The sequence below is a fragment of the Sphingobium sp. TCM1 genome (assembly GCF_001650725.1).
Classification (GTDB): Bacteria; Pseudomonadota; Alphaproteobacteria; order Sphingomonadales; family Sphingomonadaceae; genus Sphingobium.
Genome location: NZ_LXVX01000001.1, coordinates 22,522 through 38,955, shown reverse-complemented (window position 1 = coordinate 38,955; position 16,434 = coordinate 22,522). Strand labels below are relative to the sequence as shown.

The 16,434-nt window shown below is 65.3% G+C and carries 15 protein-coding genes; 4 read left to right on the top strand and 11 right to left on the bottom strand.

Going from position 1 to position 16,434, the window contains the following annotated elements:
• Window positions 1-7 precede the first annotated feature (7 nt).
• Window positions 8-1,087: an efflux RND transporter periplasmic adaptor subunit gene (locus tag A7Q26_RS00175; protein WP_443018143.1), complete on the bottom strand. Its 1,080-nt coding sequence runs from the start codon at window positions 1,085-1,087 to the stop codon at window positions 8-10.
• Window positions 1,088-1,496: 409 nt separating this feature from the next.
• Between A7Q26_RS00175 and A7Q26_RS00170 the strand changes: the two genes are divergently transcribed.
• Both A7Q26_RS00170 and A7Q26_RS00165 read left to right on the top strand, forming a co-directional pair.
• Complete coding sequence (locus tag A7Q26_RS00170) at window positions 1,497-2,225, top strand: response regulator transcription factor (RefSeq protein WP_066854801.1); 729 nt, start codon at window positions 1,497-1,499, stop codon at window positions 2,223-2,225.
• On the top strand, window positions 2,222-3,586 hold the full coding sequence (locus A7Q26_RS00165; protein WP_066854798.1) for an ATP-binding protein: 1,365 nt from the start codon (window positions 2,222-2,224) through the stop codon (window positions 3,584-3,586). Before A7Q26_RS00170 ends, A7Q26_RS00165 begins: the two co-directional genes overlap by 4 nt.
• Before the next feature lie 3 nt (window positions 3,587-3,589).
• On the opposite strand, the gene A7Q26_RS00160 is transcribed toward A7Q26_RS00165, so the two are convergent.
• The 10 genes from A7Q26_RS00160 to A7Q26_RS00115 form a co-directional block, all read right to left on the bottom strand.
• A complete protein-coding gene (locus A7Q26_RS00160) occupies window positions 3,590-3,916 on the bottom strand; it encodes a DUF3325 domain-containing protein (RefSeq protein ID WP_066854796.1) in 327 nt (108 codons plus the stop codon).
• Complete coding sequence (locus A7Q26_RS00155) at window positions 3,913-5,421, bottom strand: PepSY-associated TM helix domain-containing protein (protein ID WP_066855299.1); 1,509 nt, start codon at window positions 5,419-5,421, stop codon at window positions 3,913-3,915. Before A7Q26_RS00155 ends, A7Q26_RS00160 begins: the two co-directional genes overlap by 4 nt.
• A complete protein-coding gene (locus A7Q26_RS00150; RefSeq protein ID WP_066854793.1) occupies window positions 5,418-5,723 on the bottom strand; it encodes a ketohydroxyglutarate aldolase in 306 nt (101 codons plus the stop codon). Before A7Q26_RS00150 ends, A7Q26_RS00155 begins: the two co-directional genes overlap by 4 nt.
• Before the next feature lie 4 nt (window positions 5,724-5,727).
• Entirely contained in the window at window positions 5,728-7,830 is a 2,103-nt protein-coding gene (locus A7Q26_RS00145; RefSeq protein WP_066854790.1) for a TonB-dependent siderophore receptor, read from the bottom strand.
• Between the two features lie 104 nt (window positions 7,831-7,934).
• Window positions 7,935-8,756 (bottom strand): hypothetical protein, encoded by an 822-nt coding sequence (locus A7Q26_RS00140; protein WP_232313608.1) that lies wholly within the window; start codon window positions 8,754-8,756, stop codon window positions 7,935-7,937.
• Between the two features lie 61 nt (window positions 8,757-8,817).
• Window positions 8,818-9,978, bottom strand: coding sequence for a TonB-dependent receptor (locus tag A7Q26_RS00135; protein WP_084438912.1), 1,161 nt, complete (start codon window positions 9,976-9,978; stop codon window positions 8,818-8,820).
• Entirely contained in the window at window positions 9,975-11,069 is a 1,095-nt protein-coding gene (locus A7Q26_RS00130; protein ID WP_066854787.1) for an endonuclease/exonuclease/phosphatase family protein, read from the bottom strand. Before A7Q26_RS00130 ends, A7Q26_RS00135 begins: the two co-directional genes overlap by 4 nt.
• A gap of 135 nt (window positions 11,070-11,204) precedes the next feature.
• Complete coding sequence (locus A7Q26_RS00125; RefSeq protein WP_066854784.1) at window positions 11,205-11,837, bottom strand: 2-dehydro-3-deoxy-6-phosphogalactonate aldolase; 633 nt, start codon at window positions 11,835-11,837, stop codon at window positions 11,205-11,207.
• Window positions 11,834-12,700, bottom strand: a complete 867-nt coding sequence (locus tag A7Q26_RS00120) for a 2-dehydro-3-deoxygalactonokinase (RefSeq protein ID WP_066854781.1) — start codon at window positions 12,698-12,700, stop codon at window positions 11,834-11,836. Before A7Q26_RS00120 ends, A7Q26_RS00125 begins: the two co-directional genes overlap by 4 nt.
• 39 nt (window positions 12,701-12,739) lie before the next feature.
• Entirely contained in the window at window positions 12,740-13,237 is a 498-nt protein-coding gene (locus A7Q26_RS00115; RefSeq protein ID WP_066854779.1) for a nuclear transport factor 2 family protein, read from the bottom strand.
• A 96-nt stretch (window positions 13,238-13,333) separates the two neighbouring features.
• Between A7Q26_RS00115 and A7Q26_RS00110 the strand changes: the two genes are divergently transcribed.
• Both A7Q26_RS00110 and A7Q26_RS00105 read left to right on the top strand, forming a co-directional pair.
• Window positions 13,334-14,248 carry an NAD(P)H-binding protein gene (locus A7Q26_RS00110; protein WP_066854777.1) on the top strand — a complete coding sequence of 305 codons (915 nt, stop codon included), beginning with the start codon at window positions 13,334-13,336 and terminating at the stop codon, window positions 14,246-14,248.
• Window positions 14,245-16,428, top strand: a complete 2,184-nt coding sequence (locus tag A7Q26_RS00105; protein ID WP_232313607.1) for a PQQ-dependent dehydrogenase, methanol/ethanol family — start codon at window positions 14,245-14,247, stop codon at window positions 16,426-16,428. Before A7Q26_RS00110 ends, A7Q26_RS00105 begins: the two co-directional genes overlap by 4 nt.
• Window positions 16,429-16,434 lie beyond the last annotated feature (6 nt).

Here is a 16,434-nt window from a genome sequence, read left to right as displayed (position 1 = left end):
GCGACTCCTATTTCGACGCCGCGACGGCGACCGGCTTGACCTGGTCGTCGGGCTTCACCTTGTCGGTGCCCTCCACGATAAGCCTGTCGCCAGCCTTCAGTCCGCTGGTGATGAGCCACTTGTCGCCGATCGCTTGCGCAGCGGTGACGGTGCGGCGCTCGACCTTGTTCGCCTTGCTCACGACCAGCGCGGTCGCATTGCCCTTGGGATCGCGCGTGATGCCCTGTTGGGGCGCGAGAATGGCGCCTGGAACGACCGATTGGGGCGCGGCGACGCGCACGAACATGCCGGGCAACAGCAGTCCGTCAGGATTCGGGAAGCGGGCGCGCAACGTCACTGTCCCGCTGTTCACGTCGACGATCGGTTCGGCGAACTCGATCCGGCCTTCCAGCGGATAATCGGTGCCGTCGTCCAGCTTGAGGCGGATGGTCGCGCTGGCAGGCAGCGTCGTGCCTGCCGCGAGCGAGCGTCGCAATTGCAGCAACTGCGCGCTGGACTGGGTGACGTCGACATAGATGGGGTCGAGCTGCTGGATGGTGGTCAGCGGGTCTGTTTGGCTTGCCGTCACCAGCGCGCCAGGGGTAAAGAGCGTGCGGCCGATCCGGCCGCTGATCGGCGCGCGAACCAGCGTGAACTCGAGGTTCACATTGCTCGTCTGGAGGCTGGCCCTGGCCTGCTGCACCGCCGCCGCAGCCTGGCGCGCGGTCGCGATCACATCGTCGCGATCCTGCGCGCTGACGGCTTCGGTCGCGCCCAGGCTACGATAGCGCTGTGCCTTGGCCTGCGCGGCGGCGGCGGTCGCCTCGGCGCTGGCGAGCGTTGCGAGTGCCTCGTCGCGGGAGGCGCGGTAGAGGCGCTGGTCGATCCGGTATAGCGGCTGACCGGCGTTCACCATCGATCCTTCGGTGAAGAGGCGCTGCTGGATGACCCCTGCGACCTGGGGCCGGACTTCCGACATCATCGTGGAGACGGTCCGGCCCGGCAACTCGCTCGCCACGGTGACATTCTGTGTAGCGAGCGTCACGACGCCGACTTCCACCGGTCCTTTCCTGGGAGCCTGTTGCTGGCCACATGCGGCAAGCAGCATAGACAAGGCAATCGGTGCGACCCGAAGGCTCAGGACAGGATTGGAGATCGGCATGGTATGTATATCGGTCCTTGGCGCGCGCCTTACGGGCCCCTGCGATGCCACCCGGAACGGAAGGAGGGCGGATCGGGCGCACAGGGGGGAGGGGGTGTGCGCCGGCGATCCGGACTTTCCGTCATGGGTTTCCGGCCGGATTGGCTGGAAGGTCATCGCAAGGGCTCCGCTTTGCGTCGGCGGAGGGAAGCCGACAGCGTCTCATCACCATTTTGCCCGTCACGTCATAGCCTGACTTGTTTTCGGATTGGGTCGACCTGTTGCGGCCCATATATCCTTCGTATCGCTTTGTATCAGCCTGTATCGCGCGTGACGCGGCGCAGACTTTCGGCGAATGATCCGCTAGGAAGACGACATGGTGGACTCATCCCTTACCCGGCCCGCCACCGTGCTGGTGGTCGATGATGATGCGGATATACGCGAACTCATCGTCGGGCAGCTGCAGCAGGAAAATTACAGGCTTTTGTCAGCCTCCAGCCTGGCCGAACTGCGCCAGACGCTGCGTGAACATCCGGTCGATCTGATCGTGCTGGACCTCAACCTCCCCGATGGCGATGGCCTTTTGCTCTGTCGCGAATTGCGGGCCGAAGGAGCCGAGGTGCAGATCATCATGGTTACCGCACGCGGCAGCGCGATCGATCGGGTGCTGGGACTGGAATTGGGCGCCGACGATTATCTGACCAAGCCGTTCGAGCCGCGCGAATTGCTGGTGCGTATCCGCAACCTGTTGCGGCGTGCACGCAGCGAGCCTGCGCCGCGTGGCGGCACGATGCGCTATGCCCATTTCGGTCCATGGCGGCTCGATCTGCAGCAGCGCCGGCTGGTCGCGCCCGACGATCGTCTCGTGATGCTGTCGTCGGCGGAGTTCCGCCTGCTCAGTCGCTTCATCGAGGAGCCCAATGTCGTCCTCGCGCGCGAGACCTTGCTTCCCGAACGGCGCGCAACGGCCGCTTTCGATCGGTCGATCGACCTGCAGGTGAGCAGGCTGCGGCAGAAGCTGGCCGGGGTGGCCGGCGGCGACGAACTGATCCTGACCGTGCGCGGCGAGGGATATGTGCTGGCAAGCGGGGTCGACTATACATGAAGATGCGGCCGATTGCCCGCGTGCGCGCCTTTTTCGGAACCATGGCCGGCCAGATCTTTCTGATCCTTACGCTCGGCATGTCGGTCGCGGCGATCATCGCGTTGCTGGTTGCGGAGCAGACGCGCCATCACGACTTCGAACGCGTGCGACGACAGCGCGTGGTGGCGAGTGCGGTCGATATCGCCGCCAGGCTGCGCCGCGATCCGGCGCGGGTGGAAGCGATGATGGCCACGCACAATATCGTCGGCGCCTATCCCGCGCCCGATGGCGTATCGCTCAGCAACCCGGATGCCGATCTTGAAGCGTCGCTGAAGGAGCGGTTCGGGATACAGTCGCAGCCCGAAGCCGGACAGGTTCCCGTTGGCCTGTGCTTCCCCCCGAATGACCGGAAGGACCGGGCTGCCGGCCTGGTAGACGCGCCGCGCCCGGATTGCTGGATCGTGCGCTTCACCGATATTGGCGGACAGCGGCGCGCAATGGCACTGACCTTCCCCCGCATCGCCAAACCGCCCAGCACCATCTTCAACCCGCTCTATCTGCTGGTCATTATCGCCGCTTCGGCCGGGCTGGGGATATTGGTTGCGCGCTTCGTGGCCAAGCCGCTGCGCCGGCTGGAACGCGCCGCGGAGGCTTTCTCCCTGTCGCTCGATCCGCAGGACGTGCCGGAAACCGGCCCGGAGGAAGTACGTGCCGCCTTGTCGACCTTCAACCTTATGCAGCGCCGCGCCCGCGCCGGCTTTGCCGAGCGGACGCAATTGCTCGCGGCGATCAGCCATGACCTCCAGACGCCGCTGACGCGGATGCGGCTGCGGCTGGAACTGGTGGAAAATGTCGAACTGCGTGAGCGGTTGCTGGCCGATCATCATGCGATGCTGACCTTGGTGCGCGAGGGGCTCGACCTTGCCAGCAGCGCGGAATCGCGGGAGGAATGGTCGATGGTCGACATCGACTCGCTCCTTGCGAGCATGGTCGAGGATGCGCAGGATCTGGGCGCGCCGGTACGCTTTACCGGGGGCTGCGGCGGGTCGGTGCGGGTCAAGCCCAATGCGCTCAGTCGCTGCATTGCCAATCTGGTCGACAATGCCGTCAAATATGGGGGCAGCGCCGACATCAATTGCGCGCGGGCTGGCGGGCGGCTTCTCATTCAGGTGCGCGACCATGGACCCGGCATCCCCGCCGATCAGATCGACCAGATGTTCGAGCCGTTCACGCGCGGGCCGAGCGGCCAGCCGGGTGGACGACATGGCACGGGTATCGGCCTCACCATCGCCCGGTCGCTGGCTATGAGCTTCGAGGCCGCGGTACGGCTGCGCAATGCCACGGATGGCGGCGTCGTCGCTACCATCGACATGAAGGAATGACGGTCAGGCGCGAAGCATTGCGCCGGCCGCGATCAGTAGCAGCGCAACGACCAGGCCCGGTCGCAGCCATTCGGGGCGGTAGGTCAGGCCGAGCATCATGATCCCGGCCACCAGCGGGAGCAGTCCGCACCAGTTGACCAGCCCGATGCCGCCATGCCAGCCGGGCGCGATGCTGAGCAGCGAGAGGCCGAGCAGGCACCATCCGGTCGGTGCAAGCAGCGGAGCGACCGGGGGGCGGTGCCACGGTCCAGCCAGTGTCCGCCGATGCCGATCCATGCTGGCGGCCAAGGCGAAAAGGCCCAGGTAGAGGAAGCCCGCGCTCGCGATCATGTCGCCACGGCCCTGCGTCGTGTCGGTGCCGGCGCGCGCTTGCGCTGCACCTGGCGGCGGATGACCGGCAGCAGAGCCAGCGCGACACCCAGCAGCAACAGGTTTACGGTCGCCAGCGGCCATCCGTCTGGCCAGATGGGGCCGAGGAACGCGGCCGACACGCAGCCAATGGCAAGCCCGCCCAGCAGCACGGGCCAGCCGATTGCCGGCGGCAGAACCATGCCCAGGGCCAATGCTGCGCCGCTGGTCCACAGCGCGATGGACACTTCCGTCTCCGCGCGGGCGACGATGCCCAGCGGCAGCAAGCGATTGGCAATGAGGAAGGCGACCGCTCCGATCGGCGCACCCGTCAGCACGCCGACATTTAGCCGTTCGAGGATGCGGTTGCCCACCGACAGCGGTGCGCGTTCACGGCGCTTGACGATCCACAGGACCATCCCGGTCGCGATCGCCATCGTCAGCATCGCGCCGCCGAGAAAATAGAGCCAGCGGGTGAGCGAAGGCGCGAAGCGCGCCATGTGGAGGCCGTAGATGGTCTGGTAGGTGCGGATGCCCGTCCGTATCTCGGTCCACGCCTTGAGGGTGTGGCCGGTTGCGCCATCGAAACTGATTTCGGCGGGCATATAGCCGATCGCCTCGGCGTCCGACGGGTAGACGGTGACGACGGCGGCCTTGTCGCCGGGGTTGAAGACGTAGACCCGGCCTATCGGCGTACCGCCGAAATGCCGCTGTGCGGTGGTTAGCATTGGCGCAAGCGGCGCCAACGCTGCCTTTTCTCCACTTGCTGCGCGGGTGACGGACCCCGGCGCCAGATCGGCGTACATTGTCGCCATATCCTCGCCATAAGCACCCGTCATGCCCCAGGGCAGGTTGAGCGATGCCAGGGTCAGCAATCCGGTGAAAGTGATCATGATATGAAAGGGCATGGCCAGAACGCCAAGGCCATTATGTCCATCGAGCCAGCTACGCTGCCCCTTGAACGGCCGGAAGGTGAAGACGTCCTTGAAGATGCGCTTGTGGGCGATAACCCCCGTGACGAGCGCAACCAGCATTGTCATCGCGGCGAGCGAGGCGAGCAGCCGCCCCCAGGGATAGGGCAGTTCCAGTTCGAAATGCAGGCGATAGAAAAATTCACCGCCCAAAGTTTCGCGCGCGACCGGGGCGCCGGTTTGCGGGTCGAGCGCCTGTGTGCGGTAGACGCCGTCGCTGTCATAGCTGGCCTCGACGATATTGGCCCGGTCGTCCGGCGCCGACAGATACCAGCCGGTCGAGTCCTTGCTATTGGCTTGGAGCCAGCGCGTGGCGGCGAGGATCGCCTCTGCAGGCGACGCCACAGCCCGGGCTTCCGGGCGCATCCACTGGCTGATTTCCGGTTTGAATATCGTCAGTGTGCCGGTGAGGCAGATGATGAAGAGGACATGGCCGAGCAGAAGCCCTGTCCAGCCGTGCAGCCAGGCCATACATTGGCGCGCACTGTCGCGTATCATGGCGGCGACGGGACTCATGCGGGCGGTCCCGCCGCCCACGTCCCCAGCGCGAGCAACCCGGCCGCCAGGGCAACCCCCGCCAGCGCGCGCCAGGGGCTGCGCGCCAGGAACGCCCCGATGGTGACGGTCGGAGCGGCAAGATAGGCGATCATCGTGCCACTCGTTACGGCCTCCACCCGGCTCATCGGCAGCGTGCGGGCAAGCAGCATGGCGACCAGCGCCGTCACCAGATAGGCGCCGACCGTCGCTGCCAGGATGCGCAGCGCGATATTGGCGCGATAGCGCCATCCCTGCCGATACGGCTTCAGCCCGGCCGCCATGCCATCAATACTCCACGCTGAGCGTCGCCAATATGTTGCGTGGCGGCGCATAATAGGCCTGTCCCCACATCAGGCTGTTGAGGTAGCGGGTGTTGGTGACGTTGCGGACATTGACGCTGGCGCGGACATGATCGACCACGCGGATGCCGGCCATCAGATCGAGTACCGCATAACCCTTCTGCCGGTACGTGCCCACGTCGACCGCGCTGCGAATAGCGTTCTGCCAGCGCAGTTGAGCGCCCAGCTTCAGATCGTTGAACTGCGGCACATTGTAGGTGCTGGACAGCTTCAACGTCCGGGTCGGTAGCCAGGTGCGCGTATCCTTGCCGTCCTGATCCTCGATATCGAGCCAGGTGTAGCCGCCGCTCAGCGACCAGTTTTCGGTGATATGGCCTGTCATCTCCAACTCGAACCCCTTGGAGGTGGTATCGACGCCGCGATAATAGCTGTCGCCCGCCTGTCCAGCGCCATCCGCACCGAACACGCCGGCATATTCCGCAAGCCCCTTCTGCTTTGCGCGGAACACGGCAGCGGTGGCGTAGAGCTTGCCTCCCAGCCACTCGCTCTTGACGCCCGCCTCGACGCTGGTGCCCTTGGCCGGATCGAGCCGGACATTGTTAACGTCGACCTGCGTCTGCGGGTTATAGATGTCGGTATAGCTGGCATAAAGCGAGATGTTGGATGTCAGGTCGGCGACCAGGCCGGCATAGGGGCTGACCTTGCTGTCCTTGCGATAGAGATCGCTGCCGTAGCTGTAACCGGTGGATTTGAGCCACATGGCGCTGGCGCCGACCACGGCCTTGAGATTGTCGGCCAGGTTGAGGTGTGCGGCGCCATAGGCGCGGGTCAGCCTGTCGGTACTCCGCGCTGCCAGATAGGCGTCGGGAAAGCTTGGTTCTGCAATCAACCCCTCGTCCCACTGGCTGACAGTTGGATAGGCGACCAGCGCGCTGGACAGGGCCGACCATTCCCACCCATCGCGCTTGGCGGTGGACAGGCCGAAGGCCAGGCTATGCTCGCGACCGAACAGGCTGACCGGCCCGGATGCGTAGAAATCGCCCAGATATTGCTTGTAGTCGGCTGGATAGGCGCCCGCCATGCCATAGACGCCCAGTCCGGTATCGGCATCAGGCGCGCCATAGGCATAGAGCAGCTTCGCATCCTCTTCGAACCGCTTGTAGGTAAACACGCCCTTCATCGACCAGCCATTGTCGAAGGCGTAGGCCAGTTCGGCAAAGGCGGTCGTGTCGATCGTGTCCCAATAGGTCCAGTCCGCCGAAGTGGATGCCGATCGCGCATGGTCGATCCGGCTTCCATCGCTATAGACCAGCGGCAGCGCGCCCCAGAGCACGCCGTCGCTTTCATTCTCCTGGCGGCTGTAGCCGGCCGTCGCCTTGAGCTGCGGCGTTACCTGCCAACTGATGATCCCGCTCATCACGTCGCGATTATTGCGGTTATAGTCGAGGTAGGAGTCGCGCTCCTGATGGGCGTAGGTCACGCGGACAGCGACCGTTTCGCTGAGCGGCGCGGACATGTCGGCTTCAGCACGCCACAGATTCCAGGAACCGAGCTGAACGGAGCCATTGGCCTGGAAATGGTCCAGCGGGCGCTTGCGCACATAATTGATCGTTGCCGACGGATTGCCCACTCCGGTCAGAAGGGCATTGGCGCCGCGGATGGTTTCCACATTTTCGAACAAGGCGGTATCGAGGTCGCCATATTGGATGCCCCAGATCAGTGGCAGGCCGATGCCATCCAGTTGGAAATTGGTGATGTCGAAACCGCGTGCGTTATAATAGGTGCGGTCGGTCTCGACCCGCTCGACATTGATGCCGACGGCCTGGGAGAGCAGGTCGTTGATATTGGTGAGCGCGAAATCCTCGATCCGTTCGCGACTGATGATGCTGACCGACTGCGGCGTTTCGCGCAAGGTGAGGGACAGGCCCGTCGCCGAACTGCTCGCCTGATTGCCGGCGCCGGTGACGATGATGGTGGAATCATCGACCGCGCCCGCGTCGGCGTCCACCGGGGCTGCCGCCAGCGCCGATCCGGCCGGTAGGATGGCGACAACGCCAGCAAGCAAGAGATGGCGCAGGTTGCGGTGCATGTGATTCCCCTTTTCGGATGCGACTTGCGCGCCCGTTAGAGGGTTTTAGCAATGCGAGTCAATCGCATTAGCAATTTACGGAAGATGGTCCTGGCTATCGTCTTTCATCTTACGCGACTGCCGATCATGTCCCCCCGGCTCCGGTCGATCGACCAGAGCAGGTCCTTTGCCGCCGGATCCCAGTCGATGGCCTGACCGGGCGAGGCGAAGCCGATCGTGCGCCGCAACTCCAGTGTAGATCCGGCGTCGGGCAGCGCCAGTTCGTAGATTTCCGGCCGGTCATGGCCCGTGACGTACAGGCGTCCTTCGCTGCTCCAGCTCATGCCGGAGCAACTCTTCGGGGCGAAGCGCGCCAGCACGGCGGCAGGAAAGGTCCAGGCTGCCTCCTGCCGGAAGTGGTCGTCCATCCGCACCAGCAGCGTGTAGCGATGGTCGCGGCCTGCTTCACCGCCCTTGCCCGCATAATTGGCAAAGACCGCCCACCATTTGCCGGCATGGCGGTCCATTACGGTCAGCGATCCGGGTCCAAGGCCGAGGCTCAAAGTGCGCAGGTGACGCAGGGTGCGGGTGTCGAATATCTCGACCGCGCTGGTCTGGGGCACGGCGGGATAGTTGGATGCGGCGCAGACCAGTTCATGCCCGACGATGGTGCAACTGTTCATGTGCGGAAACAGGCGGCGCTCGCCCTGCCAGGCCGCTATCCGTTTGCCATCGGCGATGCGATATTTGCCGATCCGGTCATTGTCGATCGCATAGACATGGCTTCCGTCCGAAGCGACGCCCTGGTTCGCCTCGGGCGCGGCCAAGCGGATCAATATGGGAGCGGGAGCAGGCAAAGGGACGTCAGCGCCATCCTGCGCGACTGCCATCGCCGACAGGCCAAGGCTTGCAGCGATAGCAAGAAGAAAGATCGTGCGCTGCGTCATGGTACGGCTCCGATGATGGAGCGGGCAGCGATAGGGCGTCAATACTACAGAAAAATGGCGTTCACCACAGGAGGCTGGCGGACAGCAAGAGGCCGCGCGCCTGATCCTGCGCGCGCAGGCCGAGCGGGGCGTCTGGCGCCAAAAAGGCGCTGCTCGCCAGCCGGTCGGGATCGGCGATGCGCAGGCCGACGGCCAGCCCAGGCAGGGAGGGGGGCTGGAAGCTGACCGCCGCCGACAGACGGATGGCGCGATCAGAGGCCGCGCCCGGGTCAATCAGGGCAGCGGCACTGGTGTGTGCGGCGCTCAGGCTGGCGCGCCAGGCGCCGACCTGCCAATAGCCTTCGCCCGCCAGGCGGCGTTCCTGCGCGACGTCGCCATCCAACTGTTCGACACGGGCATGGCTGTAGCGCAGGGACCAGCCGATAGAGGGCGTCACCTGGTGTGCGGCCGTCATCATGCCCCCCAGCAGCGTGGCCGATCCATGGTTGACGGGAAGGGCGCTTCCCTCTGCGAATGTCAGCCGGTCGTCGAGCCGGCCACGATAGACGTCAAGCGCCACGCGGAAGCCCGGCGCCGCGCTCCATCCGGCGCCGATGGTCATGCGGCGATGGCGTTCGGGCCGTAGTCGGTCCTGTAACTGCCGGAAATCCTCGCGCCTCAGTCCCAGCGGACCGCTCATGCCGACATCGGCGTAGGCGCGCAAGCTTTCATCATAGGCGGCGCGCAGCCACAGATTTTTCGTTGCCGTCCAGTGCAGCGCGGCGTGTGGCTGTAACCAGTCCTTGGCGCGCAGATTGGCATTGCTGTAGGCGGCGGTCACATTGGCGTTGCGGTTGCTATATTTGGCGCCGGACCAGCCAAGGCGGAAGCTCGCGCGATCGTCCACGGGCAGCAGGCCTTCGATACGGATCGTGCGGACGCGGGTGCGCGAGAGGTGCCCGGCAAGCGGCAACGGGGCGCGGGCTCCACTTTCGCGCTGTTGCGAAAATTGCATCGTCTGGCGGGCGACGCCGAGGAGGTCCGCAGCCTCGTCGCGCGTCGGCGCGGCTTGGGCGAGGCTGAACGGTCGCGGCCCGCGGGGTTCTGCCGGCGCCGTCAGCAGCGTCAGCCGCACCGGCGGCTTCAGCGTGAAGCGCGGGGTCGGGTCGATCGAGTGGATCTGTGCCTGTGCTATCGGGCAGAGGCAGGGCAGGAGGGCGAGGCCCGTCAGAAGGCCTTTCATGGCATCGCCTTTCCGCCAAGCGCAGCCAGGCGGACTGTCTTTTCCTCCGGTTGACCGGTCGGAGCATAGGTCAGGACATAGCCATAATGGTCGGACAGCGGTCGGCCGTCAGCTTCGTTGCCGAACGGAACTGTTGCTTGCGCGACATCCATGGGGCGGCCGCTGGCGTCGCGGGCGAACAGCCAGTCCTTCGCGCGTTCGGCCGAAGCGTTAAGCGCGTCGCGGTCGATCCGGGCGGGCATGGTCAGGGCTTGCCTTATGCCGCCCAGGGCGGGGGTGACGAACCTATGTCCCATAGGCGCCCATTGGCCAAAAAACGCGGCATTGCGCGCCGGGTCGCCGCCGATGTTCATGTCTCCGCCCAGGATGAGGGTGCGGCCCTGCGGCACATGGCTCCGCACGAAGTCGGCCAGCAGCATCACCTGTCGCGCAAATGCGTGCTGCGAACGGGCGATGGACACGCCGGAGGCCTTGCGCGCATTGAGATGGGTGTTGACGACGCTTACCGGCTCGGCGAAGCCCGGTACGGCGAGATGCGCGATCAGCGTGCCCTTGTTGGCGAGGCAGTCGAACCCGGCGCAGGCGAAGGCGGGAAAGGCCATGCGCGCCTGCCCCAAGATCGGATAGTCGGACAGGATCAGAAGTCCGCTGCCCAGGCGCTTGCCGATGCCCTCGCCCCGCTCCCACCGCCCATTGGCGATATAGGCGCGATCGAGTCTCGTCGCCGGCAGACCGTCGGCCATTGCCGCATCCGGACCGATTGCGACATGCACATATCCGGCGCGCCGCGCGATCGCGGCGGCCTCGCTCGTGAAGGCTTCCTGAAGCAGGACGATATGGGGCTGTCGCCGCTCACGGCGCAGGGTGGCCAGTCGATCGCCAATTTTCGCCAGCGCTTCGTCCCGTCCCCAGGCGATCGGCCAGGGCAGGCCCTGCACATTATAGGTCATCACCGACAGGCGACCGTCGGCTGGCGCGACCGCGTGCAGCCCGTCAAGGGCGGAATAGGCGACGGGGCGGCTACCGGTGGAACCGGTTGCCGCCATCACCGTCAGGCTCGCGAACAGGAATGCGCGCAATGGCTTCAGCATGATCAAGACCCCCGCCGAAGCGCCTAGCGCGGCAATAGGTCATGACCGCGAAACTAAAGCGGCAGGGCGATGAAAGTTCAGGGTCGGACCGCTTCACGAAAAAGACGCGGCGCTGTCATGAAGACCGGGGCCTTCTCAGTCGTGCAAGTCTTTCCAGCCAGTTATGAAGGCTCGCGCTGCTTCCCCGACCTGCTGGGCGGTGGCGCCGGGTTTGTAGAGGGCGGAACCAAGACCGAATCCATTTGCGCCCGCTTCGGTCCAAGGCCGCATATTGCCGGGGTTGATCCCGCCCACGACCAGCATCGGCAGCGCCTTGGGCAGGACGGCGCGTTGTGCCTTGAGAACGGAGGGGCTGGCGGCTTCGGCGGGAAAGAGTTTGAGGGCTGTGGCGCCCGCCTGGACCGCGGCGAACCCTTCGGTCGGGGTGAAATAGCCTGGCATGGAGATCATGCCTGCCCGGACGGTCGCGGCGATGACGGCGACATCGCTGTTGGGGGAAATCACGAGTTGTCCGCCCACGTCCTGCACCTGCCCGACCTGCACGGTCGTCAGCACTGTGCCTGCGCCGACCAGTGCCTGCCCGCCGAAACGGCGCGCGAGCCGGCCGATGCTGTCGAGCGGATCGGGCGAGTTCATCGGCACTTCGATCAGCGTGAAGCCGGCCGCGACCAGTTCGTCGCCGATCGCCTCGACCTCGTCGGGGCGGACGCCGCGCAGGATCGCGACCAGGGGGCAGCGGGCGAAGGCGGTGGCGAAATCGAGACTCATGACAGATACTCCCAAAGGCGGGTCGCGCCGGCGACGAAGGCCGCATGGCTGTCGACCGGCAGCGGCGTGCCGCCCAGCTCGGTGATGGCCCGGCCATAAAGGGCGCCGAGCGCCGGATCGGCGAGCAGGTGGACTTCGCCCGTGCCGGCATGTGCGGCGCAGTCTGTGCCGATCAGTAATCCACTGACGAAGGCGGCTGCATCCGCGCGATCGCGAAGGCCGAGCAGGCTGGCGGGGCGCACGCCGAACAGTGACGCGAGCAGGTCGCCGCGCGCCGCTTCCCGGACGCCTTCGACAAAAGCGTCGCCAGGCGTGACCTCGCCGGTCATTTCCTGGCCGATCAGGGCATGATTCTTGAGCAGCGCGAACATCTCGCCGGTCATCGCGGTGACGAAGGCGGACAGGGCTCCGTCCTCCATCCAGGCCCATTTGCAATGGGTGCCGGGCTGGCAGAGCAGAGCGTCAGCGGGGGCCAGACCGGCGGCGAGCGCGCCGAGCAGCTGAACCTCCTCGCCCCGCATCACGTCGCCGCGCCCTTCCGCCACATGCCGGACGCCGGGGATGATGAGCACGTCCTCCATTGGTTTCACGACAGCGGCGGCCAATGAGTCCAGCGTCGCGGGCGTCGGTACATAGCCCGCGTCGACCCAGCCCCGATTGGAACCGACCATCCCCGCGAGCAGGACGGGCGCGCCGCCATGACGATCACGCAGCCGAATGACCTCCGCTTCAAAGCCTCCGGACGGCACCGCGGTCACCCCCAGCGAATCCCGCTCGGTCTCCACAACCACGCCATTCTCGATCCGATAGGCGCGGCGATTGGTCGTGCCCCAGTCGACGGCAATGAAAGTCTGCTGCCCCATATTGTCCGAGTATATCGGAGCGGCGATTTAGGCAACCGGTCAACGTTGGATGATGAGCGAATCCGGCCGCTTTCGCGGCACCCATTGTCCGCGACCGGGGAAGTTTTTCAGCACCTCGCCATCCCATAGCCTGACCGTTCGACGCTGGAAGCGCCATTGGCCGTCCGCGTTTTTGACCGCATGATCGTCATACCATCCGGCAAAGCGCAGCAGATAGGGCGGTTCGCCTTCGCATTCCGTCACGAAGGCGAAGGAGCGCATGGCGCAGCTGCCGTCGTCCTGCGGCTTATACTGGGTCTGTGTGACATGATGCTGGCGGCCGGGGAAGCCGGGGGCATTGCGATAATGTTCGGCGATTCCGCGAATTCCCTCATGCCCTTCCCATATGTCGGGGTCGTCGAACACTTCCTCCACCATGCGCGCATCGGGAGTGAAGCAGGCGACGAGCGCCTCGACGTCGCCGGTGTCCAGCGCCCAGCTATAGGCGGCGATCAGGTCTTGCAGCGCGATCCGGTCCTCGATCGGAAGGGATGGCATGATGGTCGCTCTCCTTGTTTGCGTCTCTTGACGTAATAATAACAATCGTTACGATTGTCTGCAACAAGAGAGCAGATCATGCAAGCGAGAGGATGGATGGGGAAGATCATCATTTCAGGTGCTTCGGGTGCATTCGGGCGTGCGGCGGCGGAATTGCTGCTGGATCGCATCGCCCCACATGAGGTGATCCTGCTGACGCGCACGCCTGCCCGGCTGGCTGATCTTGCAGCGCGCGGGGCGGATGTGCGCTTTGCCGATTTCGACGATCCATCAAGCCTGCCCGGTGCCATGGAGGGGGGGCAGAAAATGCTTCTCATCAGCACAGCGCGCGTTGGAACCCGCGTCGGCCAGCACCGCAACGCCGTGGAAGCGGCGGTCGCGGCAGGCGTGCGGCATATCGTCTATACCTCGATCATCGCCGCCGATCAGCCGTGCAATCCTGCCATCGTGAAGCACGATCATCGCGCGACCGAGGAGATCATCGAAGGCTCCGGCACGTCCTGGACGCATTTGCGCGACAGCCAATATGCCGAGGCGATCGCCGGCCCGATGACCATCCCCGCGCTGATGGCTGGGCGCAAGCCCGACAATTGCGGTGACGGTCCGGTCGCCTTCGTCAGCCGCGCCGATTGCGTCGCGACCGCCGTGGGCGTGCTGACGCAGCCGGGCCATGAAAACCAGGCCTATGTGCTGACCGGCCCCGAACTCATCACCATTCCGCAGGCGATGGCGATGGCCAGCGAGATCGCCGGAAAGCCGATCGTCGTCAGCCAGGTCGATGATGAAGCGATGTTCGCCTATTTCGATGCGCTGGGCGCGCCCCGCCATGCGTCCGACATCGTGCCGGATGGTCCTATTCCATGGTCCAGCGACGACATGGTGACGTTCGGTCAGGCGATCCGCGAAGGCTATTTCGCGGAAAGGACCGACTGGGTCGAACGGATCACCGGCCGCAAGCCCAAGACCCTGCGCGAGGTGATGCTGGCGCACAAGGGAAGCTGGCCACTGTGAGAAGGGTGTTTCTGGTGATCGCCGGGTTGCTGGCGCTGGCGGGTTGCGCGCGCGGCGGCGGCGATGCGGGCGCGGGCGACGACTGGCCCTACACCGGCGGCGATGTCTGGGGCAGCCACCACTCGCGCCTGACCGACATCGACAAGGGCAATGTTACGCGGCTGGGTCTTGCCTGGTCCTATGACCTCAATACCAACCGCGTGCAGGAAGCGACGCCGGTGGTGGTCGATGGGATCATGTACACCAGCGGCAATCTGGGCCGGGTTTATGCGCTCGACGCGGCGACCGGCAAGCCGCTCTGGACCTTCGAGCCGGAGGTCGACATGCAGGCCAATCGCTCCGCCTGCTGCGACCAGGCCAATCGCGGCGTCGCTGTCGCGCAGGGCAAGGTGATGGTCGGTGCGCTCGACGGGATGCTCTACGCGCTCGACGCGAAGACCGGCAAACGTCTTTGGAAAGCTGACACGGTGGTCGACCATGGCCGGGGCTACACCAGCACCGGCGCGCCCGAAGTGGCGGGCGACCTCGTCATCATCGGCAATGCCGGCGCGGAATATGACGCGCGCGGCTATGTGACCGCCTATCGCATCGCGGATGGGGGACAGGCCTGGCGCTTCTACACCGTGCCGCATGATCCCGCGCAGGGGCCGCAGGAGGACAAGGCGCTCGACGCGGCGCTCAAGACCTGGGATGCCAGGAGTCGCTGGGACATTGGCGGCGGCGGCACCGTGTGGGACGCGATCAATTATGATCCTGCGTTCGATACCGTCTATATCGGTGTCGGCAATGGCGGCCCCTACTCGATTGCGACGCGCTCGCCCAAGGGCGGCACCAATCTCTATCTCTCCTCCATCGTCGCGCTGGACGCGAAGAGCGGAGCGGTAAAGTGGCATTATCAGGAAACGCCTGGCGACAGCTGGGACTTCACGGCCACCCAACCGATGGTGCTGACGCAGATGGAGGTAGACGGCGAGGTTCGGCCGGTGATCCTCCATTCCCCCAAGAACGGCTATCTGTTCGTGCTGGATCGCGAGACCGGCAAGCCGCTGCGCGTCAATGCGCTGGTGCGGACAAACTGGGCCAAGGGTTTCGACAAGACGGGCGTGCCGCATATGACGCCCCAGCGGGTCGATTACTGGAACGGGCCGCGCATCATCTTCCCGGCGTCGGCGGGCGCGCGCAACTGGTATCCTGCGGCTTATGATGCCGAGCGGAAAAGCTATTATGCCCATGTGCTGGACATGGGGAACCTGATGTTCACGGTGCCGCCGGGCACGCCGGCGCAGGCGCGGCGGCCCAAGGCATTGAATGTCCAGACGACCCTGATCTTCACCCCGCAATTGCAGAGCGTGTTGCCGACGCTGCCGCCCGCGATCCGAGAGCAGGTGGAAAAGCTGCCGGAAATGCGGTGGGTGAAGGACAAGTCCTACGTGTCCGAACTGCGCGCGATCGATCCGCTGACCGGAAAGGCGCGCTGGTCGGTCGCGACCGAAGGCTGGCAGGACCGGATGGGCGTGCTGTCTACCGCATCGGGCCTGATTTTCCACGGTACGATCGGGGGCAAGCTGATGGTGCGGGATGCGGACAGCGGCGCGCTGTTGAAGGAGATCGACACCGGTAGCTCGATCATGGCCGCGCCCATGACCTATCGCGTGAAGGGCGTGCAATATGTTGCGGTCGCAACGGGCTTTGGCGGTGGCGGCTGGGGCTATGTGCCGCTCTATTCGGCCGCCTACCGCTATGGCAATGCCAACCGCATCCTGGTGTTCAGGCTAGACGGAGGGGCGGTCGAGAAGCCGCAGCCCTTGCCGCCCGTCGAGGTCGCGGCTGCGCCGCCAGCGCAGAAACCGGGCGTGACGCGGGCTACGATCATGCAGGGGCAGGCGATGTTCTTCCAGAATTGTGCGATCTGCCACAGCAACCAGTTACGATCCACCGCGCCGGACCTGCGGCGGATGCAGCCGGCGACGCATGAGATGTTCGGAGCGATCGTGCGCGATGGGCTGCTGCTACCGGGCGGGATGCCCCGCTGGGACGATCTGCTCAGCGGCGAGGATGTGGATGCGATCCATGCCTGGCTGATCGACGAGCAGGGCAGGCTTCACGCGCGCGAGGTGAAGATGCAGGCGGCGGGCGAGCCGCTCGACGCGCCCAGCGCCGCCATCATGTCCAGTTTCTAGGAACGA